Origin of the sequence: Burkholderia gladioli (genome assembly GCF_000959725.1) — a bacterium.
GTDB classification, from domain to species: domain Bacteria; phylum Pseudomonadota; class Gammaproteobacteria; order Burkholderiales; family Burkholderiaceae; genus Burkholderia; species Burkholderia gladioli.
In genome coordinates this window covers 1,879,781-1,900,856 of sequence record NZ_CP009323.1, presented here as the reverse complement: position 1 = coordinate 1,900,856, position 21,076 = coordinate 1,879,781, and the positions used below count along the sequence as shown (strand labels likewise).

General features: G+C 68.4%; 15 protein-coding genes and 1 riboswitch. Of the genes, 2 read left to right on the top strand and 13 right to left on the bottom strand.

Annotated elements, in window-relative coordinates; all coding sequences use genetic code 11:
* Nucleotides 1-204: 204 nt before the first annotated feature.
* From thiE to BM43_RS25470, 4 genes are read right to left on the bottom strand one after another with little or no spacing between them, the layout of a single operon-like run.
* Complete coding sequence (gene thiE / locus BM43_RS37865) at nucleotides 205-1,326, bottom strand: thiamine phosphate synthase (RefSeq protein ID WP_042284870.1); 1,122 nt, start codon at nucleotides 1,324-1,326, stop codon at nucleotides 205-207.
* Nucleotides 1,323-2,138, bottom strand: coding sequence for a thiazole synthase (locus BM43_RS25480; RefSeq protein ID WP_013696418.1), 816 nt, complete (start codon nucleotides 2,136-2,138; stop codon nucleotides 1,323-1,325). Before BM43_RS25480 ends, thiE begins: the two co-directional genes overlap by 4 nt.
* A 41-nt stretch (nucleotides 2,139-2,179) precedes the next feature.
* A complete protein-coding gene (gene thiS / locus BM43_RS25475; RefSeq protein ID WP_013696417.1) occupies nucleotides 2,180-2,377 on the bottom strand; it encodes a sulfur carrier protein ThiS in 198 nt (65 codons plus the stop codon).
* A gap of 27 nt (nucleotides 2,378-2,404) precedes the next feature.
* Nucleotides 2,405-3,562, bottom strand: coding sequence for an FAD-dependent oxidoreductase (locus tag BM43_RS25470; RefSeq protein ID WP_036048477.1), 1,158 nt, complete (start codon nucleotides 3,560-3,562; stop codon nucleotides 2,405-2,407).
* A gap of 265 nt (nucleotides 3,563-3,827) precedes the next feature.
* A riboswitch (TPP riboswitch) is annotated at nucleotides 3,828-3,960 on the bottom strand.
* Nucleotides 3,961-4,294: 334 nt separating this feature from the next.
* Here BM43_RS25470 and BM43_RS25465 point away from each other — a divergent pair.
* Entirely contained in the window at nucleotides 4,295-6,052 is a 1,758-nt protein-coding gene (locus tag BM43_RS25465) for an ABC transporter ATP-binding protein/permease (RefSeq protein ID WP_036048478.1), read from the top strand.
* A gap of 102 nt (nucleotides 6,053-6,154) precedes the next feature.
* Here the strand turns inward: BM43_RS25465 and BM43_RS25460 are convergent, their stop codons facing one another.
* From BM43_RS25460 to BM43_RS25450, 3 genes are all read right to left on the bottom strand, one after another.
* Complete coding sequence (locus BM43_RS25460) at nucleotides 6,155-7,621, bottom strand: glutamate synthase subunit beta (protein WP_036033510.1); 1,467 nt, start codon at nucleotides 7,619-7,621, stop codon at nucleotides 6,155-6,157.
* A 96-nt stretch (nucleotides 7,622-7,717) separates the two neighbouring features.
* The gene (locus tag BM43_RS25455) at nucleotides 7,718-12,418 is read right to left on the bottom strand and encodes a glutamate synthase-related protein (RefSeq protein WP_036033506.1); all 4,701 of its coding nucleotides are present in this window, start codon (nucleotides 12,416-12,418) and stop codon (nucleotides 7,718-7,720) included.
* A gap of 280 nt (nucleotides 12,419-12,698) precedes the next feature.
* Nucleotides 12,699-13,424: a transposase gene (locus BM43_RS25450; protein WP_013696412.1), complete on the bottom strand. Its 726-nt coding sequence runs from the start codon at nucleotides 13,422-13,424 to the stop codon at nucleotides 12,699-12,701.
* Between the two features lie 194 nt (nucleotides 13,425-13,618).
* On the opposite strand from BM43_RS25450, the gene BM43_RS25445 reads away from it, so the two are divergent.
* Entirely contained in the window at nucleotides 13,619-14,350 is a 732-nt protein-coding gene (locus tag BM43_RS25445; RefSeq protein ID WP_017920407.1) for an OmpW/AlkL family protein, read from the top strand.
* 307 nt (nucleotides 14,351-14,657) lie between these two features.
* On the opposite strand, the gene ugpQ is transcribed toward BM43_RS25445, so the two are convergent.
* From ugpQ to BM43_RS25415, 6 genes are all read right to left on the bottom strand, one after another.
* Entirely contained in the window at nucleotides 14,658-15,416 is a 759-nt protein-coding gene (gene ugpQ / locus BM43_RS25440) for a glycerophosphodiester phosphodiesterase (RefSeq protein WP_017920406.1), read from the bottom strand.
* A 17-nt stretch (nucleotides 15,417-15,433) separates the two neighbouring features.
* On the bottom strand, nucleotides 15,434-16,519 hold the full coding sequence (locus tag BM43_RS25435) for a sn-glycerol-3-phosphate import ATP-binding protein UgpC (protein WP_025099442.1): 1,086 nt from the start codon (nucleotides 16,517-16,519) through the stop codon (nucleotides 15,434-15,436).
* 25 nt (nucleotides 16,520-16,544) lie between these two features.
* Nucleotides 16,545-17,390: a sn-glycerol-3-phosphate ABC transporter permease UgpE gene (gene ugpE / locus BM43_RS25430; RefSeq protein ID WP_036048480.1), complete on the bottom strand. Its 846-nt coding sequence runs from the start codon at nucleotides 17,388-17,390 to the stop codon at nucleotides 16,545-16,547.
* Nucleotides 17,387-18,271, bottom strand: a complete 885-nt coding sequence (gene ugpA / locus BM43_RS25425) for a sn-glycerol-3-phosphate ABC transporter permease UgpA (protein WP_025099444.1) — start codon at nucleotides 18,269-18,271, stop codon at nucleotides 17,387-17,389. The genes ugpE and ugpA overlap by 4 nt, the downstream gene beginning before the upstream one ends.
* A gap of 62 nt (nucleotides 18,272-18,333) precedes the next feature.
* On the bottom strand, nucleotides 18,334-19,659 hold the full coding sequence (gene ugpB / locus BM43_RS25420; protein ID WP_013696406.1) for a sn-glycerol-3-phosphate ABC transporter substrate-binding protein UgpB: 1,326 nt from the start codon (nucleotides 19,657-19,659) through the stop codon (nucleotides 18,334-18,336).
* A gap of 91 nt (nucleotides 19,660-19,750) precedes the next feature.
* Nucleotides 19,751-20,977, bottom strand: a complete 1,227-nt coding sequence (locus tag BM43_RS25415; RefSeq protein ID WP_036033497.1) for a deoxyguanosinetriphosphate triphosphohydrolase — start codon at nucleotides 20,975-20,977, stop codon at nucleotides 19,751-19,753.
* Nucleotides 20,978-21,076 lie beyond the last annotated feature (99 nt).

Below are 21,076 nucleotides of genomic sequence, written 5' to 3'. Positions count from 1 at the left end.
GGCGGCGCCCCGGCGGGCCCGCTCGACAAGGGCCGGAGCAGCCCGCGGAGCATGCTGCGGCGCGGTACGGCGGGGTTCGCGCCGGCCGGGCGGGAGGCCCGGCTGGGCGCTTCCGGCATCGGCCGGCGACGTGCCATGAAACGCTGCGTCACGGAAATCGCGACAATCGGCGCCGCCCGCCCGAGGCGGCGCGGCGCCGCCGGCTCAGGCCTCGAAGCAGGCGCCGAGCGAGGCGACGGCCGCGCGCGGATCGGCCGCCGCCGTCACCGCGCTGACCACGGCGACGCTGCCCACGCCGGTGGCGATCACCGCCGGCAGCGTGGCGGCGGTAACGCCGCCGATCGCGACCAGCGGCGCCCGCCGGCCGGCCAGCCGCGCGTAGCGGGCGATCCGCGCCAGCCCCTGGGGCGGCGCGGCGACCGCCTTGGTGGTGGTGGCGTAGACGGGGCCCAGCGCCAGGTAGCTCGGGCGCAAGCGCAGCGCCACCAGCATCTCGTAGTAGCCGTGGCTCGATAGCCCCAGGCGCAGCCCGGCCGCCGCGATCGCGCCCAGGTCGGCCGTCTGCAGGTCCTCCTGCCCGAGGTGCACGCCATAGGCGCCCGCCTCGATCGCCAGCCGCCAGTGATCGTTGATGAATACGCGCGCATCGGGATGGCGGCGCCCCGCCGCGACCGCGCGCGCCACCTCGTCGGCCAGTTGCCCGGCCGGCACGCCCTTCAGGCGCAGTTGCACGGTGCGCGCGCCGTAGTCGAGCACGCGCTCGACCCAGTCTGCCGACGGCACCACCGGGTACAGGCCGAGCCGCGCCGGGCACGGCGCGAAGGCCGGCTCGGGCGCGGCCGGCGCGCCGGCGATCGAGGGAAAGCGGGCCGGATCGACCGGCCAGGGATCGCCCGCGGCGGCCTCGTCGCCGTCGCGCCAGGCCAGCGCCAGCACCAGCGCGTCGTGCGGCTCGAACCCGCAGTCGAGGAAGGCGGCCAGCGCGGCGATCCAGTCGTCGGCGAGTTGCGCGGCGGCCGTCAGCGCGTGGCGCGCCGTGCCGCTCACCAAGGTGGCGTGACGCTCGTCGATCGCGATCACGGCGCCGCCCGCCGCGATCACGCCGGCGGCGCGCGCGGCCTCGGCTTCCGCGTCGCCGGCGGTGACGATCAACAGGTCGCCAGCGGCCGGATGTTCGGGTGCCGCGACGCAGATTCGCATCGGCGCGGCGCGGGCGGGCCAGTCGCCGAGCCGCGTGCGGATCCGCTCGGCGGCCGCCGCGAGCTCGTCGGCGGGCGGCCAGAACAGCTCGGCGAAATGCGCGGGGGTGGAGGCGCCGCGGCTCATGACGCGCTCCCGTCCTGGTGCCAGAACGGCATGCCGACCACCGGCGTGCTCGCGTGGGCGGTTTCGCGCGGGTCCATCGGCCCGCCCAGGAAGGCGGCGCGACCCGCCTCGACGGCCTGGGCGAAGGCGCGCGCCATGATTTCGGGATGCGTGGCCTGCGATACCGCCGTGTTCAGCAGCACGCCGTCGAAGCCCCATTCCATCACCTGGCAGGCATGCGAGGGCACGCCGAGCCCGGCGTCGACGATCAGCGGCACATCGGGCAGGCGCTCGCGCAGCACGCGCAGGCCATAGGGATTGACCACCCCCTTGCCGGTGCCGATCGGCGCCCCCCAGGGCATCAGCGCCTCGCAGCCGGCATCGAGCAGGCGGCGGCCGATCACCAGGTCCTCGGTGCAGTAAGGCAGCACCTTGAAGCCGTCCTTCACGAGCAGGCCGGCCGCCTCGATCAGGCCGACCGGATCGGGCTGCAGCGTGTAGTCATCGCCGATCAGCTCGAGCTTGATCCAGTCGGTCTCGAACACCTCGCGCGCCATTTGCGCGGTGTTGACCGCCTCGGCGACGCTCTGGCAGCCGGCCGTGTTCGGCAGCAGCGGCACCGCGTGGCGCTTGAGCAGGTCGAAGAAGCCTGCCTCGGCGGTGCCGGCGTTCATCTGCCGGCGCAGCGCGACGGTGACCATGCCGGGCAGCGAGGCGGCGATCGAGTCCGACAGCGATTGCAGCGACGGATAGCGCGAGGTGCCGAGCAGCACGCGGCTCTGGAACGGCGTGCCGTACAGCGTCAGCGCATCGGTGGTGGGAAGCGGCGTCATGGGAAAGTCCTGTAAGAATCGGTCGCGCGGGCCGGCGGGGCTCAGCCGCCCGCCACCGGGTGCACCACGTCGAGCCGGTCGCCGGCCGCGAGCGTGTGCGCGGCGTGCCGCGCGCGCGCCACGAAGGCGCCGTTGACGGCCACCGCGAACGGCGGCCTGGCCTGGTAGGCGGTGAGCGCGTCGGCCACGGTGGCACCGTCGGGGAGCGTCAGCGTCTGCTGGTTGATCTGGATGTCCATGGGGCAATCGTAGGGAGTGGGTCGGCGTCAGGCACGGGCCTGCGCCGTATCGGTCTCGGTCCGGAACAGCGCCGGCCAGCGCGCGACCGCGCGCCAGGCGGCCAGTGCCTCGGGCTCGGGCTGCCCGGCATTGCCGAGCGCGCCGCCGAACCAGGCCTGGACGAACTCGACGGCCGCCTGCGCGACCTCGGGCGCGATCATGAAGCCGTGCCGGTAGAGGCCGTTGACGGCCAGCGTGGCCTCGCCGCGCCAGGCGATCGCGGGCCGGTGGTCGGGCAGGGTCGGCCGGCACTGCGTGCCGAGCTCGAGGATGCGCGCCTCGCCGAAGCCGGGATGCACCGAGAAGGCCGCGCTCAGCAGTTCGAGCGCGGAACGCACGCTGACCGGCGACATGTCCTCGCCTTCGACCTCGGTCGCGCCGATCACGTAGAGATCGTCCTGCTTCGGCGCGATGTAGAGCGGATAACGTGGATGCAGCAGGCGCACCGGCCGCGTCAGATCGATGCCGGGCGCCCGCACGCGCGCCACCTCGCCGCGAATCCCGCGCAGCCCGGGCAGCACCGGCTTGGCGCCGAGCCCACGGCAATCGACGGTGAGCCGCGCGCGAGGTTCGGGCGCGTGCTTGACGGCGGTGTTCCAGTGGCATTGCACGCCGCGCTCGGCCAGGCCCGCGGCGAGCGCGGCGAGCGTCTGGCGGTTGTCGAGCTGGCCCTCGCGCGGCAGCAGCAGCCCGCGCGGGAAACGCCCGGCCAGCGCCGGTTCGGCCGCATCGAGCTGGGCTCCCGCGAGCGCGACGAAGCCGCCGTCGACGAGCTCGGCCGGCGCGTTGGCGCGCACGCGCCGCTCGAACAGCGGCGCCTCGGCGCGATCGGCCTGATGCCAGACCACCAGGGTGCCGTTGTGCTGGAAGAACACCGGCTCGGGCAACTCGGCCAGCCACTGCGGCCAGCGCGCCAGCGAGGCCGCGCCCAGCTCGGTGATCAACAGCTCGGCGCTGGCCGCCTCGGCCAGCGGCGCGAGCATCGCGGCGGCCACCCAGGCGGCAGCGCCCGTACCGGCCGCGTCGCCACGCTCGTAGAGCGCAACGCGCATGCCCAGCCCCGCCAGTCGCCAGGCGATCAGGCGACCGACCAGGCCGCCGCCCAGCACGGCGATATCGGGGCGCTCGCCGGCGGCGCGGCTCATCGCACGCGCTCCGCAGCGAGGTCGGCGCGAATGCCGTCGCCGGCAAGCACGCGAACGCAAGCCGGCCACGGCGGGCAGCACCGCGAAGCATCGGAATCAGGGGAAAACGGCTGGACGTGAAGAACGGGCATGGGCTCCTTCCGTGACGCGCGAGGGCGTGATCGAACGGACGAAACCGGCGGCCTGGGCCGACCGGGCGGCGCCCATGTCGAACCATCGCAATGGATGGCAAGAGCATGGCGACAGCGTGGAAACAGCGCGCGACCCGGTGGTATCGGAAACTTCCCGCGCCGGTATTACCCGGATCGGGTGCGAAGGGTCTCTCTCAGCCTTGCCGCCGCATCGCCCGAGGTCCGTTTCCGGCTCCGGCGGGCAGCAAAGCACCCCTGTTTCGTCAGGCGGCCATTAGACCACAGAAGCCCGGACGCTCGCAAACCGCGCCGCCGCATCGCGCGGCAGGCGGCGGCCGGTTCCGGCGAGGCCCCTGGCCGGGTACGGTGGTTCGGCGCCGATCTGCGCGCCGTCATGCGGTGCTGGCACAATGACCCCTGTTTCGGCCGGCCGCCGGATTCGCCCCGAGGGCGGCCCGGCGCGGTTAAGAGCCGTTTAAGCGAGGCGCCGCACAATCCGCGGCAAGCTGTCGCCAACTGGCACGATTTTGTTTGGATGCGCGGCCTGGCTCGCGCATCGCTTCGACAACCCGGCATCGCGCCCCCCAAACGCAGGAAACCCATGACGCCCTCGTCCCCCGCCGCCCGCGCCGCGAACGACGCGCCGCCCGACGACGCCCGCATCTCCGCGTGGAGCCTGATCAAGCCCTACTGGGTGTCCTCGGAATGGAAGCTGGCCTGGTCGCTGCTGATCGCGATCATCGCGATGAATCTCACGGTGGTCTGGATCAACGTCCGGCTCAATGCCTGGAACGGCGCCTTCTACAACGCGCTGCAGCAGAAGGACGCCGCCCAGGTGCCGCACCTGCTGATGATCTTCGCCGGCTACGCGTTCTCCTTCATCATCATCGCCGTCTACAGCCGCTACCTGCGACAGTTGCTGGGTTTCCGCTGGCGGCAATGGATCACCACCCAGGCGCTCGACGACTGGTTCGGCGACCGCGCCTTCTACCGCATCGAGCGCGACCGGCTGGCCGACAACCCCGACCAGCGGATCACCGACGACCTGAATTCGCTCGCCACCAGCACGCTGTCGCTGACGCTCGACCTGCTCTCGACGGTGGTCACGCTGTTCTCCTTCATCGTGATCCTCTGGTCGATCGCGGGCGCGGCGACCATCTCGCTGGGCGGCACCAGCTTCGTGATTCCCGGCTACATGGTCTGGGCCGCCGCGATCTACGCGCTGATCGGCTCCTACGTGACCTACAAGGCCGGCCATCCGCTGGTCTCGATCACCTACCAGCAGCAGCGCGTCGAGGCCGACCTGCGTTTCGGCCTGATCCGGATCCGCGAGAACGCCGAGCAGATCGCCTTCTACGACGGCATGTCGCGCGAGCGCCAGGGCGCGCTCGACCTGTTCGGCCATATCCGCGAGAACTGGCGGCGCGTGATGTCGATCACCAAGCGCATGACCTTCGTGATCAGCTTCTACGCCCAGCTCGCCAACATCTTCCCGATCGCCGTGGCCTCGCCGCGCTACTTCGCGGGCGCCTACTCGTTCGGCGTGCTGATGCAGATCGTCGGCGCCTTCGGCACCGTCAGCGACTCCTTCTCCTGGTTCGTGAACAGTTACGGCACCCTGGTGGACTGGCGCGCGACCGTCAATCGTCTGCGCGAATTCAAGCGCGTCACGCGCGCCTCGCACCTGAAGGAATCGATGTCGCCGGCCACCGAGCACGGCGGCATCAACCTGCATTACGTGGACGCGCAGAACCTCGCCACCCACGGCCTGCGTCTCGCCCTGCCCGACGGCAAGCCGCTGTCGCGCATCGAGGACATCAGCATCGAGCCGGGTTCGCGCTGGCTGGTACGCGGCCCCTCGGGCGCCGGCAAGAGCACGCTGATGCGCGCCATGGCGGGCCTCTGGCCGTTCGGCGAAGGCGCGATCGACGCGCCGGTCGGCGCCGCCATGATGTTCGTGCCGCAGCGCAGCTACCTGCCGATCGGCACGCTGAAGGGCGCGCTGGCCTATCCGTCGGCGGTGGAGCGCTTCAGCGACGAGGACTGCCGCGCGGCGCTGCGCGACAGCGGGCTGGAGGACTACGCCGGGCGCCTGGAGGAATCGGGCCACTGGACCCAGATCCTCTCGCCGGGCGAACAGCAGCGCCTGGCCGGCGCGCGCGTGCTGCTGCACAAGCCCGACTTCCTGTTCCTCGACGAGGCCACCAGCGCGCTCGACGCCGAGAACGAGGCGCATCTCTACGGCCTGCTGGCGGCGCGCCTGCCGGGCGCGGCGATCGTCAGCATCGCGCACCGCGAATCGCTGGCGCAGTTCCACGACCGCACGCTGGAGGTGCGGCGCGACGAGGCCGCCGCGTAAGCGCATTCGCAGCCGGCCCCGCAGCAAGCAAAAAGAGCACGCCGAAGCGTGCTCTTTTCACATCCGCGACGGGACGCCGGCTGGCGTCCCGCGCGTCGTCGCTCAGCGCGGCAGTTCCGAATGGCCCATCAGGAACGCGTCGACCGAGCGCGCGCACTGGCGGCCTTCGCGGATCGCCCAGACCACCAGCGACTGGCCGCGGCGCATGTCGCCGGCCGCGAACACCTTGTCGACCGAGGTCGTGTAGGCGCGCTCGCCCTCGGTGGCCGCGCGTGCGTTGCCGCGCGCGTCCTTGGCCACGCCGAAGGCATCCAGCACCGGCGCGGCCGGCTGCGTGAAGCCCATCGCCAGCAGCACCAGGTCGGCCTTCATCTCGAACTCCGAGCCCGGCACCTCGACCATCTTGCCGTCCTTCCACTCGACGCGCGCGGCGATCAGCTTCTCGACCTTGCCGTTCTTGCCTTCCAGGCGCTTGGTGGCGACCGCCCAATCGCGCTCGCAGCCCTCGTCGTGCGACGAGGAGGTGCGCAGCTTGATCGGCCAGTACGGCCAGACCATCGGCTTGTTTTCCTGCTCGGGCGGCTGCGGCAGCAGCTCGAACTGCGTGACCGACTTCGCGCCGTGGCGGTTCGAGGTGCCCACGCAATCCGAACCGGTATCGCCGCCGCCGATCACCACCACGTGCTTGCCCTTGGCGAGCAGTTGGTCGGCCACCTTGTCGCCGGCATTGACGCGGTTCTGCTGCGGCAGGAAGTCCATCGCGAAATGCACGCCCTCGAGCTCACGGCCCGGCACCGGCAGGTCGCGCGGCGTTTCCGAGCCGCCCGCGATCACGATCGCGTCGAACTCTTCCTTGAGCGTGTCCGGCGAGATGGTTTCCTTCGCCAGGCTGCCGATCTGCGGCGGCAGCGGGTCCTTGCCGATGAACACGCTGGTGCGGAAGGTCACGCCCTCGGCCTCCATCTGGCGCATGCGGCGGTCGATCAGCCACTTCTCCAGCTTGAAGTCGGGGATCCCATAGCGCAGCAGGCCGCCGACGCGATCGTTCTTCTCGAACACCGTCACCTCATGGCCGGCGCGCGCGAGCTGCTGCGCGGCCGCCAGGCCCGCCGGGCCGGAGCCGACCACGGCCACCTTCTTGCCGGTCTTGTGGGCGGCCGGCAGCGGCTTGACCCAGCCTTCGGCCCAGGCCTTGTCGATGATCGCGTGCTCGATCGACTTGATGCCGACCGGGTCGTTGTTGATGCCGAGCGTGCAGGCCGCCTCGCAGGGCGCCGGGCAGATGCGGCCCGTGAACTCGGGGAAGTTGTTGGTCGAGTGCAGCACCTCGATGGCCTGCTGCCAGTCCTGGCGATACACCAGGTCGTTGAAGTCCGGAATGATGTTGTTGACCGGGCAGCCGTTGTTGCAGAACGGGATGCCGCAGTCCATGCAGCGCGCGCCCTGGATCTTCGCGTCGTCGTCGGACAGCGCCGCGACGAATTCCTTGTAATGCTTCACACGGGTGAGCGGAGCCTCGTACGCCTCGTGGCGGCGTTCGAACTCGAGAAAACCGGTTGCCTTGCCCATAAGGTTCTCGTCTGAATCGGGGGTGGTTCGGGTGGGGACCCGCGCCCGCCGCATCGAGCGGCGGGCACGTTCGCTAGTTCGTTTCGATCGTCGGCTTCAGGCTGCGACGGCTTCCTTCGCGGCCTTGGCGGCCGCGATCTCGCCGAGCGCGCGCTTGTATTCGTGCGGGAACACCTTCACGAACTGGCGGCGCGCCGCATCCCAGTTTTCCAGCAGCGACTTCGCGCGCGGCGAGCCGGTGAACTGGAAGTGACGCTCGATCAGCCCCTTCAGGAGCGCTTCGTCGGTCTGGCCGGCGTGCCAGATCGCGCGGTCGACCGTGCGTTCCTGCTCGACCTGCTGCAGCACCGGATCGAGCGCGACCATCGCCTTGTTGCACTTGGCCGCGAAGCTGCCGTCCGGATCGTAGACATAGGCCAGGCCGCCCGACATGCCGGCCGCGAAGTTGCGCCCGGTCTCGCCGAGCACCACCACCGTGCCGCCCGTCATGTATTCGCAGCCGTGGTCGCCGGTGCCCTCGACCACCGCCGTGGCGCCCGAGTTGCGCACGCAGAAGCGCTCGCCGGCCACGCCGCGGAAGAAGGCCTCGCCTTCCAGCGCGCCGTACATCACCGTGTTGCCGCAGATGATGTTTTCCTCGGACTTGCCGCGGAAGTCGTTGGTCGGGCGGATGATGATGCGCCCGCCCGACAGGCCCTTGCCGACATAGTCGTTGCCGTCGCCGACCAGGTCGAGCGTGACGCCCTTCGCGAGGAAGGCACCGAAGCTCTGGCCCGCCGTGCCCTTCAGCTGGATGTGGATGGCATCGTCGGCCAGGCCGTCGCGGCCGTACTTCTTGGCGATCACGCCCGAGAGCATCGCGCCGACCGTGCGGTTCACGTTGCGCACCGGCTGGATGAAGGACACGTGCTCGCCGTTCTCGATCGCCGCCTTCGACTTCTCGATCAGCGTGTGGTCGAGCGCGCGCTCGAGGCCGTGGTCCTGCACGTCGACGTGGCGCGTCGAGGCGTTCTCGATTTGCGGCTGATAGAAGACGCGCGAGAAGTCGAGGCCCTTGGCCTTCCAGTGCTCGACGCCCTTGCGCGTGTCGAGCAGGTCGGCGCGGCCGATCAGCTCGTCGAACTTCGCGATGCCGAGCTGGGCCATGATCTCGCGCACTTCCTCGGCGACGAAGAAGAAGTAGTTCACCACGTGCTCGGGCTGGCCCGAGAACTTCGCGCGCAGCACCGGATCCTGCGTGGCGACGCCGACCGGGCAGGTGTTCAGGTGGCACTTGCGCATCATGATGCAGCCCTCGACCACCAGCGGCGCGGTGGCGAAGCCGAACTCGTCGGCGCCGAGCATCGCGCCGATCGCGACGTCGCGACCTGTCTTCATCTGGCCGTCGGCCTGCACGCGGATGCGCCCGCGCAGCCCGTTCAGCACCAGGGTCTGCTGGGTTTCGGCCAGGCCCAGCTCCCAGGGCGTGCCGGCATGCTTGAGCGAGGACAGCGGGGAGGCGCCGGTGCCGCCGTCATGCCCGGCCACCACCACGTGATCGGCCTTGGCCTTGGCGACACCCGCCGCCACCGTGCCCACGCCGACTTCCGAGACCAGCTTCACCGAGATGCTGGCCACCGGGTTGACGTTCTTCAGGTCGTGGATCAGTTGCGCCAGATCCTCGATCGAGTAGATGTCGTGGTGCGGCGGCGGCGAGATCAGGCCGACGCCCGGCACCGCGTAGCGCAGCTTGCCGATGTATTCCGAAACCTTGTGGCCGGGCAGCTGGCCGCCCTCGCCGGGCTTCGCGCCCTGCGCCATCTTGATCTGGATCTGGTCGGCCGAGGACAGGTACTCGGCCGTCACGCCGAAGCGGCCCGAGGCCACCTGCTTGATCTTCGAGCGCAGCGAATCGCCGTCCTTGAGCGGGATGTCGCGCACCACTTCCTCGCCGATCACCGAGCGCAGCGTCTCGCCGCTCTTGATCGGGATGCCGCGCAGCTCGTTCTTGTAGCGGTTGACGTCCTCGCCACCCTCGCCGGTGTTCGACTTGCCGCCGATGCGGTTCATCGCCACCGCCAGCGTGGCGTGCGCCTCGGTGCTGATCGAGCCCAGCGACATCGCGCCGGTGGCGAAGCGCTTGACGATCTCCTTGGCCGATTCGACATCGTCGATCGGGATCGCGCGGGACGGATCGACCTTGAACTCGAACAGGCCGCGGAAGGTCATGTGACGGCGCGTCTGGTCGTTGATCAGGTGCGCGTATTCCTTGTACGTCTGGTACGAGTTGCTGCGCGTGGCGTGCTGCAGCTTGGCGATCGAATCCGGGGTCCACATGTGGTCCTCGCCGCGGATCCGGAACGCGTACTCGCCGCCCGCGTCGAGCATGTCGCGCAGCAGCGGGTTGTCGCCGAAGGCGTCGCGATGCAGGCGCAGCGCCTCCTCGGCCACTTCGAACAGGCCGATGCCGCCGACCTTCGAGGCCGTGCCCTTGAAGTACTTGTTGACCAGCTCGCCGGCCAGGCCGACCGCCTCGAAGATCTGCGCGCCGGTGTAGGACATGTAGGTCGAGATGCCCATCTTCGACATCACCTTGTAGAGGCCCTTGCCGACCGCCTTGGTGAAGTTGTAGATCGCCTTCTCGGCCGACAGGTCGCCCGGCAGGCCTTCGGCCATCTTGGCGAGCGTTTCCATCGCCAGGTACGGGTGGACCGCTTCCGCGCCGTAGCCCGCCAGCAGCGCGAAGTGGTGCGTCTCGCGCGCCGAGCCGGTCTCGACCACCAGGCCGGTGCTGGTGCGCAGGCCCTGGTCGACCAGGTGCGAGTGGATCGCCGAGGTGGCCAGCAGCGCCGGGATCGCCACCGTGTCCGCGTCGGTCTTGCGATCCGAGACGATCAGGATGTTGTAGCCCGACTTGACCGCGTCGACGGCTTCCGCGCACAGCGACGCCAGGCGCGCCTCGATGCCTTCCTTGCCCCAGGCGGCCGGGTAGCAGATGCTCAGCTCGTAGGCGCTGAACTTGCCGCCGGTGTACTGGTCGATCGAGCGGATCTTGGCGATGTCCTTGAAGTCGAGCACGGGCTGCGAGACTTCGAGGCGCATCGGCGGGTTGACGTTCTGCGTGTCGAGCAGGTTCGGCTTCGGGCCGATGAAGGACACCAGCGACATCACCATGTTCTCGCGGATCGGGTCGATCGGCGGGTTGGTGACCTGCGCGAACAGCTGCTTGAAGTAGTGGTAGAGCGTCTTGTTCTTGTTGGACATGACCGCCAGCGGCGAGTCGTTGCCCATCGAGCCGACCGCTTCCTCGCCCTGCTGCGCCATCGGCGCCATCAGGAACTTGAGGTCTTCCTGGGTGTAGCCGAAGGCCTGCTGGCGGTCCAGCAGCGTGGCGGCCGCGCGGCGCTCGGCGGCGACGTCCTCGTCCTTCGGCTCGATCTCGTCGAGCTTGATGCGCACCGCGTCGATCCAGCTCTTGTAGGGCTTGGCGTTGGCGAGGTTGTCCTTCAGTTCCTTGTCGTCGATGATGCGGCCGTGCTCCATGTCGATCAGGAACATCTTGCCCGGCTGCAGGCGCCACTTCTTGACGATCTTCGACTCGGGGATCGGCAGCGTGCCGGCTTCCGAGGCCATGATCACCAGGTCGTCGTCGGTGACGATGTAGCGCGCCGGACGCAGGCCGTTACGGTCCAGCGTCGCGCCGATCTGGCGGCCGTCGGTGAAGGCGATCGCGGCGGGGCCGTCCCACGGCTCCATCATCGCGGCGTGGTACTCGTAGAAGGCTCGGCGGTTGTCGTCCATCAGCGTGTGCTGTTCCCAGGCTTCCGGGATCATCATCATCATCGCGTGGACCAGCGGGTAGCCCGCCATCACCAGCAGCTCGAGACAGTTGTCGAACGAGGCCGTGTCCGACTGGCCCGGGTAGATCAGCGGCCAGAGCTTGGGCAGGTCGTCGCCGAGCACGTGGCTGGCGATCGCGCCGGTACGCGCGTTGAGCCAGTTGACGTTGCCCTTGACGGTGTTGATCTCGCCGTTGTGGGCGATCATCCGGTACGGATGGGCCAGCTCCCAGGCCGGGAAGGTGTTGGTCGAGAAGCGCTGGTGCACCAGGGCCAGCGCCGAGACCACCCGCGCGTCCTGCAGGTCGCGGTAGTAGACGCCGACCTGGCCGGCCAGCAGCAGGCCCTTGTAGACGATGGTGCGCGCCGACATCGACGGCACGAAGTATTCCTTGCCGTGCTTGAGCTTGAGCGCCTGGATGCGGTGGCTGGCGGTCTTGCGGATCACGTACAGCTTGCGCTCGAGCGCGTCGGTGACGATCACGTCCTTGCCGCGGCCGATGAAGATCTGGCGGATCAGCGGCTCGGAAGCCTTCACCGTCGGCGAGATCGGCATGCTCGAATCGACCGGCACGTCGCGCCAGCCCAGCACCACCTGCCCTTCCGCCTTGACGGTGCGCTCCAGTTCCTGTTCGCAGGCGATCCGCGAGGCGTTCTCCTTCGGCAGGAAGATCATGCCGACCCCATATTCGCCGGCCGGCGGCAGCGTCACGCCCTGGCGCGCCATTTCCTCGCGATAGAACGCGTCCGGAATCTGGATCAGGATGCCGGCGCCGTCGCCCATCAGCGGATCGGCGCCGACCGCGCCGCGGTGATCGAGGTTCTCCAGGATCTTCAGACCCTGCTCGATGATCTCGTGGCTCTTCTTGCCCTTGATGTGAGCGACGAAGCCGACGCCGCAAGCGTCGTGCTCGTTCTGCGGGTCGTACAGACCTTGCGCGGCGGGGACCGCGCGCTGCGGCTCTTGGTGGTCGTTCATGGGGACACCGTCTGAGTAAGGGCCTCGCGGCCGTTGAAACATCTGCTTTTGGGCCCGCCGCTTCGGCGGCGGCGTGGCGGGCCAAAGCCGGACACAGTTGCGCCCGGCCTGCCGGAATTCGGAATATACGCGACGAATCAACGGAATAGCAAATAAAACCGCTTGCTCTGACACCAATTAAATGGATGTTTCGATTTGGTGCCTTTTTATTGGGGACGTATTAATTTGGTGCAAAAAAAGCGGCATCCGAAGATGCCGCCTTTCGATCCGCCGGCCCGGCTTACTGGTGCGCGGGCGGGTTGTGTGGACCGTTGTTTTCACGTACCTTACGCGGCCGACCGCGCGGCAGGGGCGAAACGCGCCGATTGGCGGTGCGCGCGGCCCACTCGCGATAGGTCTCGCCGCCCAGCACCCAGCCCTTCAGGGTGGCCTGCTGGAGCTGCTCGGTCTGGCGCTCGTCGAGCGGCTGCTCGCAGAGCTCCTTGTAGGCGCGCTGCCGTTCGAACGGCGTATTGCCGAGCGCCCAGTAGAGCGGGTGGTCGGTGATCAGGCTGTCGACGGTCAGGCCGATGTGGTGGCGGTAGCTCGACCAGCGATAGGCCTCGGCCGCCTGCACCAGCTGCGCGCGCACCGGACTCAGCTCCACCACGCGGCTGGCGAGCAGGAAATAGCGCTCGCCCTCGATCACGGTGGCACGGTAGCGGCCTTCCCACAACGTGCCGCGCCGCGAGTAGCGTCGGTTGAAGTGCGCAACGTAACGCCGGCCTACCGCCTGCATCGCCTTTGGCAGGCTCGCCTCGTCGCTCGGGGTGACGAGCAGCTGCACCTGCCGCGGCAGCAGCACGTAAGCATGCACCGCCAGTTGATGATCGCGCGCCGCCGCCTTCAGGCAATCGATGAACAGCTCGTAATCCTGATCGTCGACGAACGCCGGTTGCTGATCGAGGCCGCGCAGGATGACGTGCTGCGGCTGATCGGGAACATAGAGTCGTGCTAGCCGTGCCATGCTGAATGTCCGTTTGATCGCGTTAGGAAAAACCCGAAGGCCCGAATGACTGCATCCGCGCAGAGCCCCGCGCGGCAGGGAGGAATCGCACGTTCGTACGAAACCTAGGGAGATTGCTCTAGCTTACAAGCCTGTTCCGTTTGAAACGCCGTGGTCATAATGAGCACGCCTTAAATCGAGGAGGAGACACACCGATGAAACAAAAATTGGCCATTACGGGGGCCGTTGCGCTCGCATTCATGACTGCCGGCACCGCCGCGCAAGCGCAATCGGCAGGTAGCTTCTACGTCACCACGGGCTGGTTCCACCTCGCCCCGCAGGACTCGAGCGATCCGCTCAAGGTGATGTCCGTCGGCGGCACGCCCGTCAACCAGTCGGTGCCCAACACCGGCGCCGGCATCAGCGACTCCGACACGCTCGGCTTCACCGCCGGGTATTTCGTGACCGACCACATCGCTGCCGAGTTCGTCTACGGGATCCCGCCAAAGTTCAATCTGGACGGCAAGGGTTCGTTCGAACAGTTCGGCACGCTCGGCCGCGCCTACCAGTGGAGCCCGGCGGTCCTGCTCAAGTACTACTTCAACAGCGCCGAGGCCAAGTTCCGTCCCTACGTGGGCGTGGGCGCATCGTACATCTACTTCACCGGTGCCAAGCTGACCAACAACGCCTTCGAACGCGGCGTGCTGGGTGGCCCGACCAACGTCACCACCAGCAACCAGTGGGCGCCCGTGTTCAACGCCGGCTTCAACTACAACTTCAACAAGCACTGGTTCGCGGGCCTGTCGATCTCGTACATCCCGGTCAGCCTGACCGCCACCCTGACCACGCAGGCCGCTACCCAGGTCGGCACGCTGACGCGCACGTCTCAAGCTCACATCAAGCTCGACCCGATCGTCAGCTACGTCAACATCGGGTACCGCTTCTAAGCGTAGTCGAATATTTGGGGAATGGTTAATTTCGCTGCAATTTGTAGCGATTTTTTCCTGACGTTACGAAAGCGGGTTGCGAGTATGCCTTGCAGCCCGCTCTTCGGAGTAGATTCCTACCCCAAATAGCCAATCGGCGATATTTTCATTTTTTCCGGCTGGCGGCTCGGGCCAAAAAATCGTTCCGATTTCGAGGCAATGCTCGGCCCGGCGGATCATTCGCCGGCGATCTGGCCCGCTATCGTTAAGCGGTGATGGATAGGCGGGATCGACAAGCGGCCGTGCCGCTTGCCTTGGTTGAAATCGATCAGGCGAAATCGGGACCGATCAGGTCGATGCGATCGGTGCAGATCAGGTCGACGCCCCAGTCCATCAACTCGCGGGCACGCGCCGGCTCGTTGACCGTGTAGGCCAGCATGCGCAGGCCCGCGGCGCGGATCTCCGCCACGCGGGCCGCATCGAATTCGCGATGGTTGGCATGCAGCGCGACGCAGCCGAGTTCGGCCGTGAGCGCGCGCCAGTCGTCCGGCAGGGTCTCGACCAGCAGGCCGCGCGGCAAGTCCGGCACCGCGCGACGCGCCGCATCGAGCGCATCCACCGAGAACGAGGACAGCAGCGGCGGCACCGCCGCGCCGCGCCAGTAGCGCGCCGTGTCGAGCGCCACCCGCTCGCCCGTCTCGACCTCGCGGCCCGGGCAGGGCTTGATCTCGACGTTGGCCGCCAGGCCGAGCGCGAGGCAGCGCGCGGCGGCCGCCTCCAGCGTCGGCATCCGCTCGCCGGCGAAGCGCGCGTCGAACCAGGCGCCCGCGTCGAGCGCGGCCAGTTCCTGGTAGCGCATCGCGGCGGCCGGGCCCCGGCCGTTCGAGGTCCGCTCGACGCCGTCGTCGTGCAGCAGGAAGCTCACCGCGTCGGCGGACAGCTTGGCATCGAATTCCACCATGCGATGGCCGCGCCGCGCGCCCTCCTCGAGCGCCGCCAGGGTGTTCTCGGGCGCGAGCTTGCCGCCGCCGCGATGCGCGACGATGCGCGCGATACCTTCGTAGGGCCAGGATTTCGGATCCGTCATGGTCTAGTCCTCGCCTGTCAGTTGGCGCGCCGGCCCGTGACCGGATCGAAGAAGTGCAGCCGGTGGGCCGGCAGCGACACCGGCAGCGCCGTGCCGGGCGCGGGGCGATCCGCATGCGGCAACCGCACCACCACGTCGCCGGCGCCCCAGCGACCGTGGACGAGATTGTCGGCGCCCAGCAGCTCGCAGGAGTCGACCGTCAACGGCGCGACCGGCATGCCCGGCTGCGGCGTCATATGCTCGGGCCGCACGCCGAGCACCCACTCGGCGCCCGGCGCCACCTCGCGGCCAATGCCGGGAGCGCCGGCCACCGGCAGGCGCGGGCCGCCCTCGGCCACCTCGAACACGCTGCCATCGGCCGACAGCCGGCCGCGCAGCAGGTTCATCGCCGGCGAGCCGATGAAGCTCGCCACGAACAGCGTCGCCGGCTTCTCGTAGACCTCGACCGGCGCGCCGATCTGCTCGGCATGGCCGCGATTCATCACGATCACGCGTTGCGCCAGCGTCATCGCCTCGATCTGGTCGTGCGTGACATAGACGCTGGTGGTGCGCAGCCGTGCATGCAGGCGCTGGATCTCGAGCCGCATCTGCACGCGCAGCTTGGCGTCGAGGTTCGAGAGCGGCTCGTCGAACAGGAACACCGCCGGCTCGCGCACGATCGCGCGCCCCATCGCGACGCGCTGGCGCTGGCCGCCCGAGAGCTCGCGCGGGCGCCGCCCGAGCAGCGGCTCGAGCTCGAGGATCTTCGCCGCCGAGGCCACCCGCGCCTCGATGGTGGCGCGCTCGATGCCGCGGATCCTCAGGCCGTAGCCCATGTTCTGCGCCACCGTCATGTGCGGGTAGAGCGCGTAGTTCTGGAACACCATCGCGATGTCGCGATCCTTGGGCTCCAGCGTATTGACCACCCGCCCGCCGATCGCGATCTCGCCCTCGGAGACGCTCTCAAGGCCCGCGATCATCCGCAGCAGGGTCGACTTCCCGCAGCCGGACGGCCCGACCAGCACGATGAATTCGCCGTCCTCGATCTGGACATCGATCCCGTGCAGGACGACGTGCTTGCCGTCATAGGTCTTCCTGACGCCATTCAAGCTCAGTGCAGCCATGCTTCGAAACTCTCCGGATAAGCGGTTATTTTTCGGTGTCCACCAGGCCGCGCACGAACCAGCGCTGCATGGCCAGCACCACCACCAGCGGCGGCAGCATGGTCAGCATGGTGGCGGCCATCACCAGGTGCCATTCGGTGGCCGCGTCGCCGCTGGCGATCATCGACTTGATACCCACCACCGCGTTCGACATCGCGCCGTCGGTGGCGACCAGGATCGGCCACAGGTACTGGCTCCAGCCGTAGATGAAGGTGATCACGAACAGCGCGGCGATGCTGGTGCGCGACAGCGGCAGCACCACGTCCCAGAAGAAACGCAGCGGCCCGGCGCCGTCGATGCGCGCGGCCTCCATCAGCTCATCGGGCAGGGTCATGAAGAACTGCCGGAACAGGAAGGTGGCGGTGGCCGAGGCGATCAGCGGCAGCGTCAGGCCCGCGTAGCTGTTGGTCAGGTGCAGCGTCGAGACCACCTGCACGGTCGGGAAGATACGCACCTCGACCGGCAGCATCAGCGTGACGAAGATCAGCCAGAACGCGGTGTCGCGAAACGGGAAGCGGAAATAGACGATCGCGTAGGCGGACAGGATCGACACCGCGATCTTGCCGATCGAGATCACCAGCGCCATCACCAGGCTGTTCATCAGCAGGATGCCGAACGGCGTGGTGGTCGCGCCGCTGCCGCGACTCCAGATGGTGGCGATGTTCTCGAACAGGTGGGTGCTCGGGATCAGCGACATGGGCACCCGGAACACCTCCTGCGCGCTCATGGTGGCGGCGCAGAAGCCCACGTAGACGGGGAACAGCACCAGCACGGCGCCCACGATCAGCACCGCGTGGCAGAACAGGTCGAAACCCCTGCGATTCTCGATCATGAGTATTGCACCCTGCGTTCGACGAAACGGAACTGCACCACGGTGAGCGCCACCACGATCGCCATCAGCACCACCGATTGCGCGCCCGAGCTGCCGATGTCGAGCCCCTGGAAGCCTTCGGTGAAGATCTTGTAGATCAGCGTCTTGGTGCTCTGGCCGGGGCCGCCGGCGGTGGCCGCGTCGATCACCGGGAAGGTGTCGAAGAAGGCATAGACCAGGTTCACCACCAGCAGGAAGAAGCTGGTCGGCGAGAGCAGCGGCAGCGCGATGTTGAAGAAGCGTCGCACCGGGCCGGCGCCGTCGATCGCGGCCGCCTCGATCAACGAGCGCGGGATCGCCTGCAGGCCGGCGTAGAAGAACAGGAAGTTGTAGCTGACCTGCTTCCAGATCGAGGCCACCACCACCAGCGCCATTGCCTGGTTCGCGTCGAGCGCGTGATTCCAGACGATGCCGAGCCGGGCCAGCGCATAGGTGATCACGCCGATGCTCGGATTGAACAGGAAGGCCCACAGCACGGCCGCAATCGTTGGCGCGACCGCGTAAGGCCAGATCAGCAGGGTGCGATAGCTGCGCGCGCCGCGCACCACGCGATCGGCGCAGGCCGCCAGCAGCAACGACACCGCCAGCCCGCCGATGGTGACCAGCGCGCTGAACACCAGGGTGGTGCGGAACGAATCGAGGTAGAGCGGATCGCCGAACAGGTGCGCGAAGTTCGCCAGGCCGACGAATTCGCTGGTGGTGCCGAACGCGTCCTGGGTCTGGGTCGACTGCCAGAGCGCGACGCCGGCCGGCCACAGGAAGAAGATCGCCGTGATCGCGAGCTGCGGCGCGACCAGCAGGTAGGGCAGCACGCTCGTGCCGAAACGGGAGCGGGATGACATCGGAGGAATTCCGTCGAAGGAAACGAAACGCCGCCGCGCCGGGGCGCGGCGGCGGGCCGGGCTCAGGAGCCCTGCTTCTCGAAGCGGCGCAGCAGTTCGTTGCCGCGCGAGACAGCCGAGTCCAGCGCGGCCTGCGGCGTCTTCTTCTGCGCCCAGACCTGCTCGAGCTCCTCGTCGACCACGGTGCGGATCTGCGGCATGTTCCCCAGGCGCAGGCCCTTGGTGAACGGCAGCGGCGGCTTGTTCAGCATCTGCTTGGTGGCCGTGTCGGCGCCCGGGTTCTTCGCGTAGAAGCCCTGCTCGCGCGTCAGGTCGTAGGCGGCCGTGGTGACCGGCAGGTAGCCCGTGTCCTGGTGCCACTTGGCGGCCACCGGGGCCGAGCTCAGGTAGGCCAGGAACTTCGCCACGCCCTTGTAGGTGTTGGCGTCCTTGCCGCCCAGCACCCACAGGCTCGCGCCGCCGATGATGGCGTTCTGCGGCGCGCCCTTCACGTCCGCGTCGTAGGGCATCATGCCGGTGCCGAAATCGAACTTCGCGTACTTGCGGATGGTGGCCAGCGCGCCCGACGAGGTGGTCATGATCGCGCAGTCGCCGCTGTAGAACTTGCCGGTGGCCTCGTCCTTGCGGCCGGCATAGGTGAAGCTGCCTTCCTTGGCCATGTCCTGCAGGAACTGGATATGGGCGACCTGTCGCGGCTTGTTGAATTCGAGCACCGCGTCGGTGCCATCGAAGCCGTTGTTGCGCGTGGCGAACGGCAGGCCGTGCCAGGCGCTGTAGTTCTCGAGCTGGATCCAGCCCTGCCAGCCGGTGGTGTAGCCGCAGGTCGAGCCGGCCTTGCGCAGCTTCTCGGCATCGGTCTTCAGCTCGGCCCAGGTCTTGGGCGGCTGGTTCGGATCGAGCCCGGCCTTCTTGAACATATCCTTGTTGTAGTACAGCACCGGCGTCGAGCTGTTGAACGGCATCGACACCAGGTGGCCCGTCTTCGCGTCGCTGTAGTAGCTGGCCACGGTCGGCACGAAGGATTTCTCGTCGAGCGGCACGCCGGCCTGCTTGAACACCTCGGAGACCGGGATCACGGCTTTCTTGGCCTGGATCATGGTGGCGGTGCCGACTTCATACACCTGGAGGATGGCCGGCGCGTTGCCGCTGCGATAGGCCGAGATGCCGGCGGCCAGCGCCTGGTCGTAGGTGCCCTTGAACACCGGCACGATCTTGTAGTCGCTCTGCGAGGCGTTGAACTGATCGGCGATCGCGTTGACCTTGTCGCCGAGCGCCGCTTCCATCGCGTGCCAGAACTGGATCTCGGTGGCGGCGAAGGCGGCATTCTGCATTCCGAACCAGATCACGCTGCCGGCAGCCAGCGAGCGAACCAGTGTGTTGACTCTCATTGACCCATCTCCAAATGGTGTGCGGCCGGCTCGAATGTCCGACCGCTGTTGTTGGCCGCCGCGTTGTCCCGTCGAGCCCAAACGCGGCAGTCTAATTCTCGTCCATGACAAAAAGGCGTTGATATTCCTTCAGCGCGAAGCGGTCCGTCATGCCGGCGATGTAGTGCGCGACGAGCCGCGGCTGAGCGGCCGCGTCGTCGCTCTGGTAGGCCGGCGGCAGCAGGCGCGGATCCCCGGTGAAAGCCTCGTAGAGCCCCTTGACGACGCGCTGCGCCTTGTTGGCCATGCGCATCACCTTGTAGTGGCGATACAGGTTGCGGAACAGGAAGCGCTTGAGCTCGGCCGCCTCCTCGGCGATCACCTCGCTATGCGCGACCAGCTGCGGGCAGCGCCGCACGTCGTCGAGCGAGGCCGGCGCGTGCTCGGCCAGGTTGCGCGTGGTCGCGTCGATCAGGTCGACGATCAGCGTGTTGATGATGCGCCGCACCGTCTCGTGCACCAGCCGGCGGCCTTCCAGCGAGGGGAAATCGGCCAGCGCGGCATCGTGGTGGCGGCGCCAGAGCGCCACGCCCGCCAGTTGCTCGATCGAGATCAGGCCCGAGCGCAGGCCGTCGTCGACGTCGTGGTTGTTGTAGGCGATCTCGTCGGCGATGTTGGCGATCTGCGCCTCCAGCGAGGGCCGCCGACCGTCGAGGAAGCGCTCGCCGAGCTCGCCGAGCCGGCGCGCGTTCTCCCTCGAGCAATGCTTGAGTATGCCCTCGCGGGTCTCGAAGCAGAGATTCAGGCCGTCGAAGGCGCCGTAATGCTCCTCCAGCTCGTCGACCACTGCGAGGCTCTGCAGGTTGTGCTCGAAACCGCCGTGCTCGCGCATGCACTCGTTCAGCGCGTCCTGCCCGGCATGGCCGAAGGGCGTATGGCCGAGGTCGTGCGCCAGCGAGATCGCCTCCACCAGGTCCTCGTTCAGGCGCAGGTTGCGCGCCACCGAGCGCGCGATCTGCGCGACCTCGAGGCTGTGCGTCAGGCGCGTGCGAAACAGGTCGCCCTCGTGGTTCACGAACACCTGGGTCTTGTATTCGAGGCGGCGGAAGGCCGTCGAATGGACGATGCGGTCGCGGTCGCGCTGGAATTCGGTGCGCGCGGCGGGCGCTGTCTCGGGATGGCGGCGGCCGCGCGTGTTCGCGGAATGGGCTGCGTAGGGGGCGAGGTGCGCTTCGAGCGCGGCGACGGTGGGCGCCGCGACGGGACCGGCCGAGCTACCGGAGCGGCCTTGGCGGGAAGCGTCGGTGGGGTGTGGCAACTCGCGGGGTGTTTCGCTCACTGTCTCCTCCACTGCGGGGGCGCCGGCCGATCCGGCACCCGGTACATGGCCGGCTCGAGGTGGAAACCACACCGGCCCTGGCAAGGCGCCGGGGCCGGA

What these genes read in the sequence shown, in the direction of transcription:
- thiE (WP_042284870.1), bottom strand. Translation starts at nt 1,326, where the DNA reads ATGAGCCGCGGCGCCTCCACCCCCGCGCATTTCGCCGAGCTGTTCTGG.
- BM43_RS25480 (WP_013696418.1), bottom strand. Translation starts at nt 2,138, where the DNA reads ATGACGCCGCTTCCCACCACCGATGCGCTGACGCTGTACGGCACGCCG.
- thiS (WP_013696417.1), bottom strand. Translation starts at nt 2,377, where the DNA reads ATGGACATCCAGATCAACCAGCAGACGCTGACGCTCCCCGACGGTGCC.
- BM43_RS25470 (WP_036048477.1), bottom strand. Translation starts at nt 3,562, where the DNA reads ATGAGCCGCGCCGCCGGCGAGCGCCCCGATATCGCCGTGCTGGGCGGC.
- BM43_RS25465 (WP_036048478.1), top strand. Translation starts at nt 4,295, where the DNA reads ATGACGCCCTCGTCCCCCGCCGCCCGCGCCGCGAACGACGCGCCGCCC.
- BM43_RS25460 (WP_036033510.1), bottom strand. Translation starts at nt 7,621, where the DNA reads ATGGGCAAGGCAACCGGTTTTCTCGAGTTCGAACGCCGCCACGAGGCG.
- BM43_RS25455 (WP_036033506.1), bottom strand. Translation starts at nt 12,418, where the DNA reads ATGAACGACCACCAAGAGCCGCAGCGCGCGGTCCCCGCCGCGCAAGGT.
- BM43_RS25450 (WP_013696412.1), bottom strand. Translation starts at nt 13,424, where the DNA reads ATGGCACGGCTAGCACGACTCTATGTTCCCGATCAGCCGCAGCACGTC.
- BM43_RS25445 (WP_017920407.1), top strand. Translation starts at nt 13,619, where the DNA reads ATGAAACAAAAATTGGCCATTACGGGGGCCGTTGCGCTCGCATTCATG.
- ugpQ (WP_017920406.1), bottom strand. Translation starts at nt 15,416, where the DNA reads ATGACGGATCCGAAATCCTGGCCCTACGAAGGTATCGCGCGCATCGTC.
- BM43_RS25435 (WP_025099442.1), bottom strand. Translation starts at nt 16,519, where the DNA reads ATGGCTGCACTGAGCTTGAATGGCGTCAGGAAGACCTATGACGGCAAG.
- ugpE (WP_036048480.1), bottom strand. Translation starts at nt 17,390, where the DNA reads ATGATCGAGAATCGCAGGGGTTTCGACCTGTTCTGCCACGCGGTGCTG.
- ugpA (WP_025099444.1), bottom strand. Translation starts at nt 18,271, where the DNA reads ATGTCATCCCGCTCCCGTTTCGGCACGAGCGTGCTGCCCTACCTGCTG.
- ugpB (WP_013696406.1), bottom strand. Translation starts at nt 19,659, where the DNA reads ATGAGAGTCAACACACTGGTTCGCTCGCTGGCTGCCGGCAGCGTGATC.